14 protein-coding genes are annotated in these 15,918 nt (G+C 52.1%); 10 read left to right on the top strand and 4 right to left on the bottom strand.

All coding sequences use genetic code 11. The features are described from left to right. Positions 1-50 precede the first annotated feature (50 nt). Together B4923_RS16555 and nfo are read left to right on the top strand one after the other, a co-directional pair. Positions 51-1,127, top strand: coding sequence for a YeiH family protein (locus B4923_RS16555; RefSeq protein WP_109055474.1), 1,077 nt, complete (start codon positions 51-53; stop codon positions 1,125-1,127). 80 nt (positions 1,128-1,207) lie between these two features. Next, complete coding sequence (gene nfo / locus B4923_RS16550) at positions 1,208-2,047, top strand: deoxyribonuclease IV (RefSeq protein WP_109055473.1); 840 nt, start codon at positions 1,208-1,210, stop codon at positions 2,045-2,047. A gap of 92 nt (positions 2,048-2,139) precedes the next feature. Here nfo and fruA read toward each other — a convergent pair whose 3' ends face one another. From fruA to fruB, 3 genes are read right to left on the bottom strand one after another with little or no spacing between them, the layout of a single operon-like run. After that, positions 2,140-3,825 (bottom strand): PTS fructose transporter subunit IIBC, encoded by a 1,686-nt coding sequence (gene fruA, locus B4923_RS16545; protein WP_109055472.1) that lies wholly within the window; start codon positions 3,823-3,825, stop codon positions 2,140-2,142. A gap of 16 nt (positions 3,826-3,841) precedes the next feature. Continuing rightward, positions 3,842-4,780 (bottom strand): 1-phosphofructokinase, encoded by a 939-nt coding sequence (fruK, locus tag B4923_RS16540; RefSeq protein WP_109055471.1) that lies wholly within the window; start codon positions 4,778-4,780, stop codon positions 3,842-3,844. Next, complete coding sequence (gene fruB, locus B4923_RS16535; RefSeq protein ID WP_109055470.1) at positions 4,777-5,910, bottom strand: fused PTS fructose transporter subunit IIA/HPr protein; 1,134 nt, start codon at positions 5,908-5,910, stop codon at positions 4,777-4,779. Before fruB ends, fruK begins: the two co-directional genes overlap by 4 nt. Positions 5,911-6,246: 336 nt before the next feature. Between fruB and B4923_RS16530 the strand changes: the two genes are divergently transcribed. Next, positions 6,247-7,425, top strand: coding sequence for a sugar efflux transporter (locus B4923_RS16530; protein ID WP_109055469.1), 1,179 nt, complete (start codon positions 6,247-6,249; stop codon positions 7,423-7,425). An 18-nt stretch (positions 7,426-7,443) separates the two neighbouring features. On the opposite strand, the gene B4923_RS16525 is transcribed toward B4923_RS16530, so the two are convergent. Then, positions 7,444-7,698, bottom strand: coding sequence for a YkgJ family cysteine cluster protein (locus B4923_RS16525; RefSeq protein ID WP_109055561.1), 255 nt, complete (start codon positions 7,696-7,698; stop codon positions 7,444-7,446). Between the two features lie 177 nt (positions 7,699-7,875). On the opposite strand from B4923_RS16525, the gene yeiP reads away from it, so the two are divergent. The 7 genes from yeiP to B4923_RS16490 all read left to right on the top strand — a co-directional run bounded on the left by yeiP (position 7,876) and on the right by B4923_RS16490 (position 15,917). Continuing rightward, entirely contained in the window at positions 7,876-8,448 is a 573-nt protein-coding gene (yeiP, locus tag B4923_RS16520) for an elongation factor P-like protein YeiP (protein WP_109055468.1), read from the top strand. Between the two features lie 153 nt (positions 8,449-8,601). Next, entirely contained in the window at positions 8,602-9,588 is a 987-nt protein-coding gene (locus tag B4923_RS16515; RefSeq protein WP_109055560.1) for a CobW family GTP-binding protein, read from the top strand. Positions 9,589-9,629: 41 nt separating this feature from the next. Beyond that, positions 9,630-10,349: a phosphatase PAP2 family protein gene (locus B4923_RS16510; RefSeq protein WP_109055467.1), complete on the top strand. Its 720-nt coding sequence runs from the start codon at positions 9,630-9,632 to the stop codon at positions 10,347-10,349. Between the two features lie 561 nt (positions 10,350-10,910). Beyond that, the gene (mepS, locus tag B4923_RS16505) at positions 10,911-11,492 is read left to right on the top strand and encodes a bifunctional murein DD-endopeptidase/murein LD-carboxypeptidase (protein ID WP_109055466.1); all 582 of its coding nucleotides are present in this window, start codon (positions 10,911-10,913) and stop codon (positions 11,490-11,492) included. A 487-nt stretch (positions 11,493-11,979) separates the two neighbouring features. Continuing rightward, positions 11,980-13,788 (top strand): extracellular solute-binding protein, encoded by a 1,809-nt coding sequence (locus B4923_RS16500; RefSeq protein ID WP_109055465.1) that lies wholly within the window; start codon positions 11,980-11,982, stop codon positions 13,786-13,788. A 9-nt stretch (positions 13,789-13,797) separates the two neighbouring features. Next, entirely contained in the window at positions 13,798-14,895 is a 1,098-nt protein-coding gene (locus B4923_RS16495) for a microcin C ABC transporter permease YejB (protein WP_109055464.1), read from the top strand. Continuing rightward, positions 14,892-15,917 (top strand): ABC transporter permease, encoded by a 1,026-nt coding sequence (locus tag B4923_RS16490; RefSeq protein WP_109055463.1) that lies wholly within the window; start codon positions 14,892-14,894, stop codon positions 15,915-15,917. Before B4923_RS16495 ends, B4923_RS16490 begins: the two co-directional genes overlap by 4 nt. Position 15,918 lies beyond the last annotated feature (1 nt).

The raw sequence follows: 15,918 nt of genomic DNA, 5'->3' as shown, positions 1-15,918 counted from the left end.
TGATTATAGGATGAGCCCTCAGCTCGGTATTCTCAGAACAGGTATACAAAATGATTGCTCTTTCTGCGGTGCAACAACGCATCAAACCTCATTACAGAGTGATAACGCTACTCCCCGGCTTGTCTGCGGTAAGTTTAATGACGCTTTTTATTCTCTGGCTGGCAACGATTCCGCAAGTGTCGCAGTGGGGGCCGGGATCACTAACATTAGCGATCGTGGCAGGGATTTTACTCGGCAATACCCTCTATCCCCGACTACATACTTACTGCGATCTGGGTGTGCAGTGGGCAAAACAGCATCTCTTGCGCTGGGGCATTATGCTTTACGGATTTCGCATAAGTTTTCAGCAAATTACTACCGTTGGCACCGCGGGCATCATCATCGATCTGGCGATCGTCGCGTCTACTTTTCTACTCGCCTGCTGGCTGGGGCGGCGTTTATTTAAACTCGATAGCGAAACAACTATCCTGATTGGCGCTGGCAGCAGCATCTGCGGCGCGGCCGCCATTCTGGCGACAGCGCCGGTGGTTAACGCCTCAGGCGATAAAATCGCCGTCGCTGTCTCCACCGTCGTCATCTTTGGTACTGCGGCGATATTTCTTTATCCGTGGCTATACCAACTTAACCTTTATTATCACTGGATAACGTTAACGCCACAGACGTTTGGCATGTATCTGGGCTCAACCATTCATGAAGTGGCTCAGGTTGTGGCGGCCGGACACGCCATTAATGCCGAGACAGAAAATATTGCCGTTATTGGTAAAATGCTGCGCGTCATGCTGCTGGCCCCTTTTCTGCTTGCCCTTGGTCTTGTTTTGAAAAACAGACAACAGACACGCTCATCGGCAGCACCGGTTTCCCTGATGTTTCCCTGGTTTGCCTTATGGTTTGTCGCCATCGCGGCGTTCAATTCCTGCCAGCTTCTCTCCACCGACGTGGTGAACGAATTGATCAAGCTGGATAACATTCTGCTGATGATGGCCATGATCGCCCTGGGACTGACCACCCGTCTGAGTGCGATACGTCAGGCAGGTGTAAAACCGCTGCTGCTGGCGCTGATCTTGTTTCTCTGGCTGCTGGCGGGCGGCGCCGGCATTAATCTGGCCGTTGAACAATTATTCCGCTAGCCGCAATAAATTTATTCGTTAACGTCTCAGTAACCCGCCGGACAATGCCATAATACCTCTGTCATCAAGAGGAGAAGAACATGAAATACGTAGGTGCCCATGTCAGCGCTGCCGGTGGCGTCGATCAGGCCGTCATCCGTGCCCATGAACTGAACGCAACGGCGTTCGCGCTGTTTACCAAAAATCAGCGTCAATGGGAGGCCGCACCGCTCAGTCAGGAAACTATCGAGCGTTTTAAAGCAGCTTGTGAACGCTATGCCTACACCCCGGCACAGATCCTGCCTCATGACAGCTATCTGATTAATCTTGGTCATCCCGAAGCCGCCGCGTTGGAAAAATCGCGCGTCGCCTTTATTGATGAAATGACCCGCTGCCAGCAACTCGGACTAAGTTTGCTTAACTTCCATCCGGGTAGCCATCTGAAACAGATTGATGAAGACCAGTGTCTGGCGCGGATTGCAAAATCGATTAACATCGCGCTGGCACAGACGGATGGCGTCACCGCCGTTATCGAAAATACGGCCGGACAGGGAAGTAATCTGGGCTTTCGCTTTGAACATCTGGCCGCGATCATTGAGGGGGTGGAAGACAAAAGTCGCGTTGGCGTATGTATTGATACCTGCCATGCTTTCGCGGGCGGTTACGATTTACGCACCAAAGAAACCTGCGAATCGACTTTTGCCGAATTCGAACGCGTTGTCGGATTCCGTTACCTGCGGGGAATGCACTTGAATGATGCGAAAAGCGAATTCAATAGCCGCGTTGACCGCCATCATAGTCTCGGGGAAGGCAATATCGGCAGGACAGTCTTCAGCTATATCATGAAAGACCCGCGTTTTGATGGTATCCCGATGATTCTGGAAACCGTTAATCCGGACATCTGGGCAGAAGAGATAGCCTGGCTGAAATCTCAGGCTTGAAGACACGTTTCCGTTATCTGACTTGAGATACAAAAAAGCGCCAGCAGGCATGATGTCCACTGGCGCTGTCTTTACAATAAGGCTCAGACCTTTTATGCGGCTTTCACCATTTGCTCATCAGGACGTTTCAGCAAGGCATACAGCACACCCGCCGCCGCCGTTCCGGCAATAATTGCCAGCAAATAACCGATAACCGGCGTAATCGCACCCGGGATCATCAGAACAAACAGACCACCGTGCGGCGCCATCAGTTTCGCGCCAATCGCCATGGACAGCGCGCCGGTCAGCGCCCCGCCAATGATACAGCATGGCAATACGCGCATCGGATCGCGGGCGGCGTAAGGAATAGCCCCTTCGGAAATAAAGCACAGCCCCAGAACCAATGCCGCTTTACCACCTTCACGCTCTGTCGCGTTGAATTTCTTACGCGCCAGAATCGTTGCCAACCCCATCGCCAACGGCGGAACCATACCAGCCGCCATAACCGCTGCCATCGGTGCGTAAATCTGACTGCTGAGCAACGTGGTGCCAAATACGTAGGCCACTTTGTTGACCGGGCCACCCATATCCGTACACATCATGCCGCCCAGAATTGCCCCCAGAATTACCGCGTTCGCGGTTCCCATGGATTGCAGCCAGTCAGTCAGCCCCGTCAGGATTTTTGCCACCGGCGTACCGACGATGTAAATCATGACCAGACCGGTAATCAGCGTGGCAAACAGTGGAATAATCAGAATGGGTTTAAGTGCTGCCATACTCTGCGGCAGATTCACCTTGTTGCTGATGAATTTGGCCACATAGCCCGCCAGGAAACCCGCGATGATCCCGCCCAGGAAACCCGCTCCCGTACTGACAGCCAGCATCCCGCCGACCAGACCCGGCGTTAACCCCGGACGATCGGCAATCGAGAACGCGATGTAGCCGGCCAGTACCGGCACCATCAAAGCAAACGCCGAACCACCACCGATCTTCATCAGCGCGTCGGCCAACGTTCCTTCCTGTTTAAACGCCTCGATGCCGAACACAAACGACAGCGCGATACACAGACCGCCCGCCACCACCATCGGCAACATGTAAGATACGCCGGTCAACAGGTGACGATAGGGACCCGCGCCTTTCTGACCGGATTCACTGCTTGCCGCCGACGCATTGCCAGCCGGTTGATAAACCTGGGCTTCAACTTGCGCTTTGTCCAATTCCTGAGCGGTTTTTTTCAATGCCAGTCCCGTTGAGGTACGGTACATTTTCTTACCGGCAAACTTGCTCAGATCGACTTCGATATCCGCGGCGACAATAACCAGATCGGCCTGTTCAACCTCTTCCGGCGTAATCGCATTCCCGGCGCCTACAGAGCCGCGAGTTTCAACTTTTACCCACCAGCCGCGTTTTTTAGCCTCGGTTTCAATCGCTTCGGCAGCCATAAACGTATGGGCCACGCCCGTCGGACAGGCCGTTACCGCGACAATACGTTTGGCGGCCGTACTTTGCTGAACGGGTGCTGACGCCGTTGCCTGATACAGTGTGGCTTCAGCTTGCGCTTTCGTCAGGAATGCTTCCGGCTGGCTGGCGGCCAGCTCCACATCGCCCACAAATACTCGTTTACCATTCAACGCGCTATCCGCCGCCGCAGTCGCACCCAGAATGATCACCAATTCAGACTCGCCAGCCTGTTCTGTAAATGTCAGCCCTGCTTTCGCAGCGGCAGCGCCGAGTAGGTTCTTCACCAGATGGCTTTTCGCCAGACCCAGTGATTTATCTAAAATCAGCAGCGTTTTCATTGTTTGTCTCCTGCTGTCAATTAAAGGGTTTCAGATCGACACGAGCCATCATTGCGGCCAACTGAGGACGATCGGTAATACCAACATTGCTTTGACTCACGGCCAGTGCAGATACCGCCGTTGCCAGACGCAAAGTATGTTCACTGGACTCACGCATTAATAAGCCATAAATCAGTCCCCCAACCATGGAGTCACCCGCACCTACCGTACTTACCACTTCACAAGCAGGCGGTTTTGCCAACCACGCACCAGAGGCATTTACCCACAAGGCGCCTTCCGCCCCTAGCGAGATCACCACATGCGCGATACCCTGCTCACGCAGCGCGTGTGCAGCATCAACCACATCGGACAGCGCAGGCAATTTACGCCCCGCCCAGATTTCCAACTCCCGGCGGTTGGGTTTCACCAACCAGGGAGCCGCTTTCAAACCTGCCACCAGCGCCTCGCGGCTGCTGTCAAAAATAATGCATGGACAATGGCTACGCAGACGGGACATCCAGTCGGTAAATGCATCAGGCTCGACGCCGGCCGGCAGACTGCCGCTAACCGCGACCATATCGAACTGCCCCAACCAACTCAGCGAATCATTGACAAAACGCTGCCAATCTTGCTGTGTGACTTCAAAACCAGAAAAATTGAAGTCGGTAACGTCACCGTCTTTCTCTGTTAATTTCACGTTGATTCGCGTGCGCCCCGGCACAACCTGAAAGCGGTTTGCAATGCCCAGCTCGCTGAACAATTGCTGGAAACCGTCCTGATTGTCTTTGCCCAGGAATCCACCCACCGTGACATCAATCCCGAGGTCTTTCAGCACCTTGGCAACGTTAATACCTTTACCTGCGGCATGCAGACCTGCTGTTTGAACCAGATTCACTTCGCCCCGTTCAATTTCCGGGCAATAGCCAACCAGATCGTAAGCCGGATTCAGGGTAATGGTGGCAACTCGCCTGCTCATGCTGCCCCCTCGCCCAGACCAGAAGTAATCGCTTCGCCAATCGCGGCCAGCGCCTGCTCGGCATCACTGCCGCTCGCGGTAAAACGCAGTCTGTGACCTTTCTTCACTCCCAGCGCGACAACTTTCATCAGGCTGCGACCATTCGCTGGCTTACCCGTGCCATCAAGGTTCGTAACAGTAATTTCGCTGCTGAACTGCTTAATAACATTAACCAGCATCGTGCCGGGACGCGCATGCAGACCATGTTCGTTGCGAATGGTGAATTCTGCCGTCAGCACTTCACTTTCTTCCGGGACATCGCTGGTCAGCAACGCCAGCAGCGTTGCTGCATCGGCCGTCAGCAAGCGTTCAGCTTTCTGGGCGATCAGCAGTTTGCTCAGGTAATCAATCGGTGCCAGCGCCTGATCATCCGCGGCGGCTACCGTTACCAGCAATGCCACGGATTCATCATCGACGCTGAACGGCGCAGCTGGACGGGCAACCGCGGCCGCGCTGCTGAGGTTCCCTTCGGCGCTGGCGCTAAACCAGACGCCTTGTCCCAAATTCAACGGCTTGTTGCTGACAGCCGCGCTGACGAAACCGGCATCAACAGCGCCAATCTGTTGCAGACGTCCGGCGTTCAGCGCCTGTAGCGTCAGCAGGTTGTCCGTTGCCACATCCAGTGAGATCAGCGAAGTATCGAAACGGAAATCGGCCAGTTGCTGCTCGCCCATCAGCAGGCTGCGCAATTCTTCCGCCGAGTCGGTGCTCGCCAGACGGGCAGCAACGCGATCGTCGCTGAGCACATGCGTGAGCTGGCGTAACAACGCCAGATGTTCATCGGAACGCGCGGCAATCCCCAGAACCACGTAGGCTGTCTGGTCTTCCCCCCAGGCAATGCCCTGAGGAAATTGGAAAACTTGCACGCCGGTTTTCAATACCAGATCGCGGGTATCGGTTGTACCGTGAGGGATCGCAATACCGCTTCCCAGATAAGTGGACGTCTGCTGCTCGCGCTGTAGCATGCCATCGACATACGCTGCGCTGACGCATCCGGCGTCGGTCAGCGCTGAAGCAACAAGCTGTATGGCTTCCTGCTTGCTGCCGGCCGTCGCGCCCAAATGAATATCTTGCTGTGACAACTGGAACATGGCTCTCCTCTCCTGCTGAAATTGAATCGTTTCAGCTTTTATGAGAAAAAAATGTGTCTATTGTGGGAGTCGTTTCAAAAAAACATCGCTGAAACGTTTCAATGAGTCTGTTTCTATTACGGCATTTATGCAAGTATTCTGCACAATCGGCATAACAGAATTTTGACATCACGCACATTTTAATCCCCATACGCCGCTGTTGTGCAATAAAAATGGTTTGTGGCTGAAGTGGTGCTGAAGAAAAATAAACAAACAGGTTTTCTGTTTTTTGGCAAAGCGGCGTAATATGACGCGTCCAATTTTACCCTCTGCCTGTTTTCCAAACGCTATCAACTTATGCATACACCCGTTGACACACCCCGACGTCAGCTTGATCTGACTTCGTCCGCGTTTTTAGTCATCGCCTTCCTCACTGGAACTGCCGGTGCATTACAGCTCCCTACGCTCAGCCTTTTCCTGTCAAACGAAGTGCAGGTACGGCCGTTTCTGGTTGGCATGTTCTATACCGGCAGCGCGGTCATCGGCATTATCGTCAGCCAGTTACTGGCGACGTATTCAGATCGCCGCGGCGATCGCAAGACACTGATTTTTCACTGCTGTTTGCTGGGCGCCCTGGCCTGTGTGCTATTCGCCTGGAACCGCAATTACTTTATTCTGCTGTTTGTGGGCGTGCTGTTCAGCAGCTTTGGTTCAACCTCCAACCCGCAACTGTTTGCTCTGGCACGCGAACATGCGGATCGAACCGGACGTGAAGCGGCCATGTTCAGTTCCATTCTGCGGGCGCAGATCTCCCTATCGTGGGTTGTCGGGCCACCAATCGCTTTTGCTCTTGCGCTGGGATTCGGCTTTACCTCCATGTACCTGACGGCCGCCGTCGTTTTTGTGCTTTGCGGCACCCTGGTCAAACTGTTTCTGCCTTCCATGCCGAAAGTCATGGTAAAAACAAGCGCGACGCTTGAATCCCCGCGCAGTAATCGCCGGGATACTCTGCTGCTGTTTACTGCCTGTACGCTGATGTGGACCTGTAACAGCGTCTACATTATCAATATGCCGCTCTATCTGGTGCATGAGCTTCAGCTACCTGAAAAACTGGCGGGCATCATGATGGGAACCGCGGCCGGGCTGGAAATTCCAACCATGCTGATCGCGGGATATGTGGCCAGACGCTTTGGCAAACGCTTTCTCATGCGGCTGGCTATTTCCATGGGGCTGCTGTTTTATGTTGGCCTGCTGTCTTTCGACAGCGAAATAGCCTTGCTGGCATTACAGCTGCTGAATGCCATTTTCATCGGCATCCTTGCAGGGATCGGCATGCTGTACTTTCAGGATTTAATGCCTGGTCAGGCTGGGGCGGCCACCACGCTGTTCACCAACACCACCCGCGTGGGCTGGATTATTTCTGGCTCGCTGGCTGGTCTTGTTGCGGAAATCTGGAATTATCACGCCGTATTTTTTATTGCACTGGTGATGACTCTGGGAGCGGGTTATTGCATGTGGCGCATCAAGGACGCTTAGTAAAACAGGGACCCCATATCAAGGAGCCGTATCCATTTCCAGTTTGATAAGATAGATCAGCGCCGCCTCCCGGTTGCTGAAGCACATGTCGGCTCGTGCCTGCAACCCCGCGCACACCGCCGGTCGGAGCGGAGAATGAAACAGCCCGCAACGCATATCGGGCGCCAGATGAAGACATCGGGTATTGGCGGGCTTGCCATTTGGCATTCCGGGCAACGGGCTGGATATAGAAGGTGCGATACAGCAGGCGCCGCAATCGGGTCGACAGTCCATCAGCAAACACTCCGGTGGGCTGACCAAAACAGAGAAGGTGGAGCCACCATAACAGCCCGCCAGAGAAACGCCAATGCCTAATTCCCCACGTATACGATAATTCCCGCTTGCCTGAATCCTGCGGCGCGAGTAACTTGTCGCCACAAAAACCTCACTCCTTCTAATCAGGTAATTTTTATGGCAAGAGCGAACGAAATTAAGCGCGGTATGGTCGTGAACTATAACGACAAGCTGTTATTGGTAAAGGATGTTGATATCCAGAGTCCTAGCGCCCGCGGTGCCAGCACCTTGTACAAAATGCGTTTTTCTGATGTCCGTACCGGGCTGAAGGTTGAAGAGCGTTTTAAAGGCGATGATATTCTCGACACCATCACCCTGACCCGCCGTTCGGTCACCTTCTCTTATATTGACGGTGACGAATATGTCCTTATGGATGATGAAGACTACACGCCTTATAACTTCAAGAAAGATCAGATCGAAGAAGAACTGCTGTTCATTCCTGAAGGCGGTATGCCGGGGATTCAGGTGCTGACCTGGGACGGACAGATTATTGCGCTGGAACTACCGCAAACGGTGGATATGGAAATTATCGACACGGCGCCCGGCATTAAAGGCGCATCCGCCAGTGCCCGCAACAAACCGGCGACCATGAGCACCGGTTTGACCATTCAGGTTCCAGAATACCTGAGCGCAGGCGAAAAAATCCGGATTCATATTCCTGAGCGCCGTTACATGGGACGCGCAGAGTAATATCAGACAGACAACACCGCTATCTCCCGGCGGTGTTGCTTCTTTCCCCCTTTCACATCATCAACAATCGCCCACATAAATTAACCTCCGCGCTTATCTCCTATATAGTGTAACGGTTTACTTTCCGGCTACGCTTTCGTTTGGGAGTTCATGTTGCTAACTAAAGTTAATCTCATCACCGGCTTCCTGGGAAGCGGCAAAACCACCACCATCCGCTATCTGCTATCACAAAAGCCCGAAGATGAAGTCTGGGCGGTACTGGTCAATGAATTTGGTGAAATCGGTATTGATGGTGCCCTGCTGAATGGCAGCGGCGCATTCGTGAAGGAAATTCCCGGTGGCTGTATGTGCTGCGTGAATGGATTGCCCATGCAACTCGGTCTGAACATGCTGTTGCAGCAGAAAAAGCCTCATCGTCTGTTGATTGAGCCCACCGGCCTCGGTCATCCCAAACAAATTCTCTCCCTGCTTACCGGAGAAAGTTATCAACCCTGGCTGACATTGCAGGCGACGCTGTGCCTGCTGGACGCGCGTCAACTGAGCGACTCCCGTTATACCGAGAATGAAAACTTTCGCGATCAGTTGGCCGCGGCCGATATTATTATCGCCAACAAGCAGGAAACCTATCTGGATGCCGATGTTGCTGCCCTGCGACAATGGCAACGGGCAAACGCCGACGGTCGTCCTGTCGTCAACGCCAGTCAGGGGCAGATAGACCTGCACCTGCTCGATCGGACGCGGCATAACCTCCGCGAACTCCCCGACAGCGCACATCACCATTCCCACAAATCGACTCAGGGACTGGCCGCGCTGAGATTGCCTGGCGGGGAACCCTGGCGTCGCTCGCTGAACCAGGGCCAGGGTTATCACGCCTGTGGCTGGATTTTCTCGCCAGATACCACCTTTGACACCGCGGCCCTGCTGGATTGGGTGCGACTATCGCCGGTCAATCGGGTGAAAGGCGTGATGCGAATTCGGGAGGGCACGCTCATCGTCAATCGTCAGGGCGATGATCTGCATATTGAGACAAAATCCGTGGCGCCGATCGACAGCCGCATCGAAGTCATTCACGAATCACCGGCTGAATGGAACACGCTGCAAGCCGCTTTGTTAAAGGCTCGTTTAACTATGCCCGGATAAACTGTAAGACTCATTTTACTCTGTGTTGAGTGGCTACTCGTATGTCCCGGCGTAATCTTTTTTGCATCCTACTGCTTAACGCGTTAGGCGTTGCCCTGTTTTTTTCCTGGTATCTGACGCAGAATCACGGGTTCTGGTTTAGGCTGGACAGCAGTATTTTCTTCTATTTTAACCAGCAACTGGTTAAAAGCCCGGTCTTCCTGCATCTGGTGGCCATTACCAATAACCGGGCATTCGATGGATGCGCCCTGATCGCCATGGGATCGCTGTATTTGTCGTTTTATCTGAAAGCGACACGGCCGGAACGCCGTCGGCTGTTGATCATCGGCGTCGTTATGTTGTTAACAGCGGTGGTTCTGAATCAGTTAGGCCACTTGCTGCCTGTGCAGCATCCCAGTCCGACGCGCTACTTTACGGATATCAACCGGGTATCGGATCTGACGGGTATCCCGACCAAAGATGCATCAAGCGACAGTTTTCCAGGCGATCATGGCATGATGCTGATAATCTTTGCCGCATTCATGCTGCGCTACTTTACTCGCACGGCGTTTGCCATCAGCGTGGCGATTGTGGTGATTTTTTCACTACCCCGCATCATGATTGGCGCTCACTGGTTCACTGATATTGCCGTAGGTTCATTATCCGTCGTGCTGGTTGGATTAAGCTGGTGGTTGCTTACCCCGGCCAGCGATGCCGCGATCAACCTCCTGAATCGCGCGCTTCCGAAGCGATATTGTACGGACGACTCTCATTCATCATGAATCAGGGCTCGAAATCCACTTCGAGTGCGATCGGGCATTCACCAGGCGGCCTGCTCTGTTCATTCAGAAAAAGCGTCTGGTGAGTGAAATTAATCACCAAAACCTCGCTATCTATAAGCTCTGATTGTCGATTGTTTACGCAAAAACATCACAACGCGGTGCATCCCTGCCAAAAACAGGTTGGTTAATTATGCTACTAAATGCTACCCACTGCGGGATTGAAAAGCGATCGTCTTCTCCGACACATCTTCTCAATAAAAAATATCGATATTTAGGAATTTTTCATATCGCCATTTTTTTGCTAATTACATCATTAAATCTTATAAATAAATTGCTTAAAACTTCTCGCAACCTGTTTATTGTTACGGTAGTCTCAGTAAAGTTTGCTTTTTCCCACTCAATGGACTAGCGGTACGGTAGAAATAATGTGCATTCTTGCACACTTTCACCGATGAGTGTTTGGCGAAAGAGAAACTCTGTTTTAGTCTGACTCTCGTTTTAGTTTGGCATTTATTACATAACGGTAGGTATCGTTAAGGACAGCAAGGGAACATAACAATAATGGTCAAATCTCAACCGATTCTGAGATATATCTGGCGGGCGCTGCCTGCTATTGCAATAGCGATGACGCTTTCTGCATGTGGTAGTAACAATGCATTCAATCAGAAAAGTCAAACTGATATGCATGCAGTTAATGACAAAGATAGTGTTTTACTGCAAGCCTCTCAGGATGAATTTGAAGCATTAGTTCGTAATGTGGATATCAAATCCAAATTACTCAACCAGTATGCCAGTTGGAAAGGCGTTCGTTACCGCTTAGGTGGTGACAGCCGTCGTGGCATTGATTGTTCAGCTTTCGTTCAACGAACGTTCCGTGAACAGTTTGGTATGGATTTACCGCGTTCAACTTATGAACAGCAGGTAATCGGCCAAAAGATCCAGCGCACCAAATTACGCCCCGGCGATTTGGTTCTGTTCCGTGCCGGTTCCACGGGTCGCCATGTTGGTATTTATCTCGGTAACGATCAGTTTGTTCACGCATCAACCAGCAGTGGCGTTATGATTTCCAATATGGGTGAAGCTTATTGGAACAAACGTTATCAGGAAGCGCGGCGCGTGCTGAGTAAAGGAACTAACAGCTAACCGATTTTAACTCCCTTGATGTACTGTAAAATAAAGACCAAACGAGACGAAAAGAGCGCTGCTTAGCAATAAGCGGCGCTTTTTTTATGTCAGGATTTTCTCCGGCTGCCATACCACGTTAAAAATACGTCCAACCTTCTTTGACGGCCCCCCCTGCCCGGTCCTTGAGCTGTAGCGATACACAATATTGATGCTTATACCAAATAAACAATACGTTACGATCAAGTGATTGGCATATCGCCTGCCCACAATTATGGTAGGTTTCTCTGCCTGTTTCGTGGTAAAAAGGCAAAATCCGGTTCGTTGATGGTAATGCTAATTATTTCAAGAACTTTATGCTGTAAGAAACCACGTCATCCAATAGGTTTCAGGTCGTGAAAAGACAACTTGCATACTGTAGCTTGAAAGACGACGGGTATACTGAACGTTACGCCTGCTCGCAGGCCATTAGGCAATTGATATCAAATCGCAGGAGATTACCGTTAAGATGTTGAAACGCGTCCTTACTGCCGTATTGTTTTACGCCGTGCATCTGGGGGGATATGCCGACACTGTCGAACAGAGCACTTCGTTTGCCTTGTTGGGCGAGCCTAAATACAGTGCGAACTTCCACCATTTTGACTATGTCAATCCTGATGCGCCGAAAGGCGGCAGTATCACGCTTAGCGCTCTCGGTACTTTCGATAACTTTAACCGCTACGCGTTGCGCGGCGTGGCGGCGGTCCGAACCGAGCGGCTCTATGATTCGCTTTTTGTGACATCCGACGATGAGCCCGGCAGCTATTATCCGCTGGTTGCGCAGACAACTCGCCATTCACACGATTTTCGCTGGATTGAAGTCGACATGAATCCACGCGCACGTTTCCACGACGGCTCGCCGATTACCGCTGCCGATGTGGCTTTCACTTACAACATGTTCATGACGCAGGGCGTACCGCAGTTTCGTCTCTATTTTAAAGGCGTCACCGCCACCGCCATTTCCCCGCTTACCGTGCGTTTTGATTTCCCCGAACCCGATAAAAACCGCATGTTCAGCCTGCTCACGCTACCAATTATGCCGGAGAAATTCTGGAAAAATCACAACTTTAGTGAACCGTTATCTTATCCGCCGCCGGCCAGCGGCCCCTATCGCATTACCGCCTACCGCATCGGGCAATATGTTACCTACTCACGCGTGAATGATTACTGGGGAGCCGATCTGCCGGTAAACAAAGGTCAGTACAACTTCGATAAAATACGCTACGACTACTATCTGGATGAAAGCGTTGCGCTGGAAGCCTTTAAAGCTGGCGCATTCGATCTGCGAATAGAAGGTTCGCCGAAACATTGGGCTACGCAATATGAAGGGGGCAATTTTTCCCGAGGCTATATCATTAAGCAAGATCAGGAAAATCAATCCGCTCAGGATACCCGCTGGCTGGCTTTCAATATTCAGCGTCCGTTATTCAGCGATCGTCGGGTCCGACAGGCGCTGACGCTGGCCTTTGATTTTAACTGGATGAACAAAGCGCTCTTTTACAATGCCTATCAGCGTACCGACAGCTATTTTCAAAATACCGAATATGCTGCGCAGGGTGAGCCAGGCGCAGAGGAATTAGCCTGGCTGACGCCATTGAAAGATAAAGTGCCGCCGGAAGTGTTTGGCCCGCGCTATCAGCCGCCCTCATCCGATGGTAGCGGTTACGATCGCGAAAACTGGCTGAAAGCATTGGCGCTACTGAAAGACGCCGGCTGGGAACTGAAAGATCAAAAACTAATTAACCGCCAGACCGGAAAGCCGTTTACCTTTGAACTGCTGCTGCCGAGTGCGGGAAATTCCCAATACGTTTTACCTTTCCAGCAAAACCTGAAAAAGCTGGGTATTACGATGAACATCAGGAATATCGACAGCACCCAGTTTAACAACCGGCTGCGCAAGCGTGACTTTGATATGACGGCAATACTGTACCGCGCTTTTCTCTACCCCAATGACGACCTGCAAATTCGCTGGGGCTCGCAATATATTGACTCCACCTACAACACGCCCGGCGTGAGCGATCCGGCCATCGATTCGCTGATTGACGAGATTACCCGGCACCAGGGACAAAAAACGCCGTTATTGTCGTTGGGACGGGCGCTGGACAGAGTGCTGACCTGGAATCAGTTTATGATCCCCATGTGGTATTCCAATCACGACCGTTTCGCTTATTGGAACAAGTTTGCCATGCCAGCCATTACCCCGGCGTATTCCCTCGGATTTGATGGATGGTGGTTTGACGTTAAACGGGCCGCCACGCTGCCGGCAGAGCGACGTTAAGGAGAGACTGTGGGAATTTACCTATTACGCCGCCTTTTACTGGTGATCCCGACATTATGGGCGATTATCACCATTAATTTTTTTATTGTACAAATTGCGCCCGGCGGGCCGGTGGATCAGGCCATTGCCGCCATTGAGATGGGTCATGGAAGCGGCTACACGGCCAACACCGGGATGGATGCCGGGATGGCGCGTTCGGCTGGCGGCAGCGCACCCAATATTGAGAACACCTACCGCGGCTCACGCGGCCTCGACCCGGAAGTAATTGAAGAAATCACCAAACGCTACGGCTTTGACAAGCCGATTCACGAACGCTATTTCAAGCTGTTGTGGGATTATATGCGCTTTGATTTTGGCGACAGTTTGTTCCGTGGCTCGTCAGTGATGCAATTGATTAAGGAAAGCATGCCGGTTTCGATTACGCTGGGCTTGTGGAGCACATTAATCATCTATCTGGTTTCTATTCCGCTGGGCATCAAGAAAGCCGTTAAAAACGGTACGCCGTTTGATACCTGGAGCAGCACGCTGATCATCGTTGGTTATGCCATTCCGGCGTTTCTGTTCGCCATCTTGCTAATCGTACTGTTTGCGGGCGGCAGCTATCTTGACTGGTTTCCGCTGCGCGGCCTGGTGTCCAGCAATTTTGATACCCTGCCCTGGCACAGCAAGGTTACCGACTATCTTTGGCACATTGCCCTGCCGGTACTGGCGTCGGTCATTGGTGGTTTTGCCACGCTGACGATGCTGACCAAGAACTCGTTCATGGACGAAATCCGCAAGCAATATGTTGTGACAGCTCGCGCCAAGGGGCTGGATGAAAAAAGTATTCTTTATCGTCATGTCTTCCGTAATGCGATGTTGCTGGTGATTGCCGGCTTCCCGGCCACCTTTATCAGCATGTTTTTCACCGGCTCGCTGTTGATCGAAGTGATGTTTTCGCTTAACGGTCTCGGATTATTGGGCTATGACGCCACGCTGCAACGCGATTATCCCGTCATGTTCGGTACGCTGTATATTTTTACGCTGATCGGTCTGTTATTGAATATCGTCAGTGATATGACCTATACGCTGGTTGATCCGCGTATTGATTTTGAGGGACGCCAATGAGCCGATTAAGCCCCATTAATCAGGCGCGCTGGGCGCGTTTTAAAAGTAACCGTCGCGGATACTGGGCGCTATGGATTTTTCTGGTGCTCTTTATCATTACCTTATTCTCAGAGCTGATCGCCAATGATAAACCGCTGCTGGTGAAGTACAACGGACAGTTCTATACCCCTTTTATTGTTGATTACAGCGAAACAACCTTTGGCGGCCAGTTTGATACTACCGCCGACTTCCGCGATCCATACATCGTGCAGCGGATTGAACGTCATGGCTGGGCAGTATGGCCGCTCATCCACTACAGCTACGACACCATCAACTACGCCACAACCGTATCCTTTCCTTCTCCACCGTCATGGCAGAACCTGCTGGGAACGGACAGTCAGGGAAAAGATGTGGTGGCGCAGGTGCTATATGGCTTTCGTATCTCACTGCTGTTCGGTCTGGCGCTCACGATTCTTTCCAGTCTGATTGGTATTACCGCGGGTGCGACGCAGGGATATTACGGCGGACAGCTGGATCTGTGGGGACAGCGTTTTATTGAAGTCTGGTCCGGCATGCCGACCCTGTTTCTGATCATTTTGCTTTCCAGCGTGATTCAACCCGACTTCTGGTGGCTGCTGGGGATAACCGTGTTATTCGGCTGGATGAGCCTGGTCGGCGTGGTGCGCGCGGAGTTCCTCCGTACCCGTAATTTTGACTATATCCGCGCGGCACAGGCCATGGGCGTCAGCGATCGGGTCATCATGTATCGTTGTATGCTGCCGAACGCCATGGTCGCCACCTTGACCTATCTGCCTTTTATTCTATGCGGTTCTATCACTACGCTGACTTCACTGGATTTTCTGGGATTCGGCCTGCCGATGGGCTCGCCTTCACTAGGTACGCTACTGCTGGAAGGGAAAAATAACCTTCAGGCGCCCTGGCTGGGCATCACCGTATTTATGGTGCTATCCATCGTGCTGTCTTTACTTATCTTTATCGGCGAAGCGGTGCGCGACGCCTTTGACCCCAGCAAGGCGCATTAAT

Origin of the sequence: Brenneria roseae subsp. americana, assembly GCF_003115815.1 — a bacterium.
Lineage (GTDB): Bacteria > Pseudomonadota > Gammaproteobacteria > Enterobacterales > Enterobacteriaceae > Brenneria > Brenneria roseae.
This window is presented reverse-complemented; position numbering and strand designations above follow the sequence as displayed.

What these genes read in the sequence shown, in the direction of transcription:
- B4923_RS16530 (WP_109055469.1), top strand. Translation starts at nt 6,247, where the DNA reads ATGCATACACCCGTTGACACACCCCGACGTCAGCTTGATCTGACTTCG.
- fruK (WP_109055471.1), bottom strand. Translation starts at nt 4,780, where the DNA reads ATGAGCAGGCGAGTTGCCACCATTACCCTGAATCCGGCTTACGATCTG.
- fruA (WP_109055472.1), bottom strand. Translation starts at nt 3,825, where the DNA reads ATGAAAACGCTGCTGATTTTAGATAAATCACTGGGTCTGGCGAAAAGC.
- fruB (WP_109055470.1), bottom strand. Translation starts at nt 5,910, where the DNA reads ATGTTCCAGTTGTCACAGCAAGATATTCATTTGGGCGCGACGGCCGGC.
- B4923_RS16555 (WP_109055474.1), top strand. Translation starts at nt 51, where the DNA reads ATGATTGCTCTTTCTGCGGTGCAACAACGCATCAAACCTCATTACAGA.
- mepS (WP_109055466.1), top strand. Translation starts at nt 10,911, where the DNA reads ATGGTCAAATCTCAACCGATTCTGAGATATATCTGGCGGGCGCTGCCT.
- B4923_RS16490 (WP_109055463.1), top strand. Translation starts at nt 14,892, where the DNA reads ATGAGCCGATTAAGCCCCATTAATCAGGCGCGCTGGGCGCGTTTTAAA.
- yeiP (WP_109055468.1), top strand. Translation starts at nt 7,876, where the DNA reads ATGGCAAGAGCGAACGAAATTAAGCGCGGTATGGTCGTGAACTATAAC.
- nfo (WP_109055473.1), top strand. Translation starts at nt 1,208, where the DNA reads ATGAAATACGTAGGTGCCCATGTCAGCGCTGCCGGTGGCGTCGATCAG.
- B4923_RS16510 (WP_109055467.1), top strand. Translation starts at nt 9,630, where the DNA reads ATGTCCCGGCGTAATCTTTTTTGCATCCTACTGCTTAACGCGTTAGGC.
- B4923_RS16525 (WP_109055561.1), bottom strand. Translation starts at nt 7,698, where the DNA reads ATGGACTGTCGACCCGATTGCGGCGCCTGCTGTATCGCACCTTCTATA.
- B4923_RS16500 (WP_109055465.1), top strand. Translation starts at nt 11,980, where the DNA reads ATGTTGAAACGCGTCCTTACTGCCGTATTGTTTTACGCCGTGCATCTG.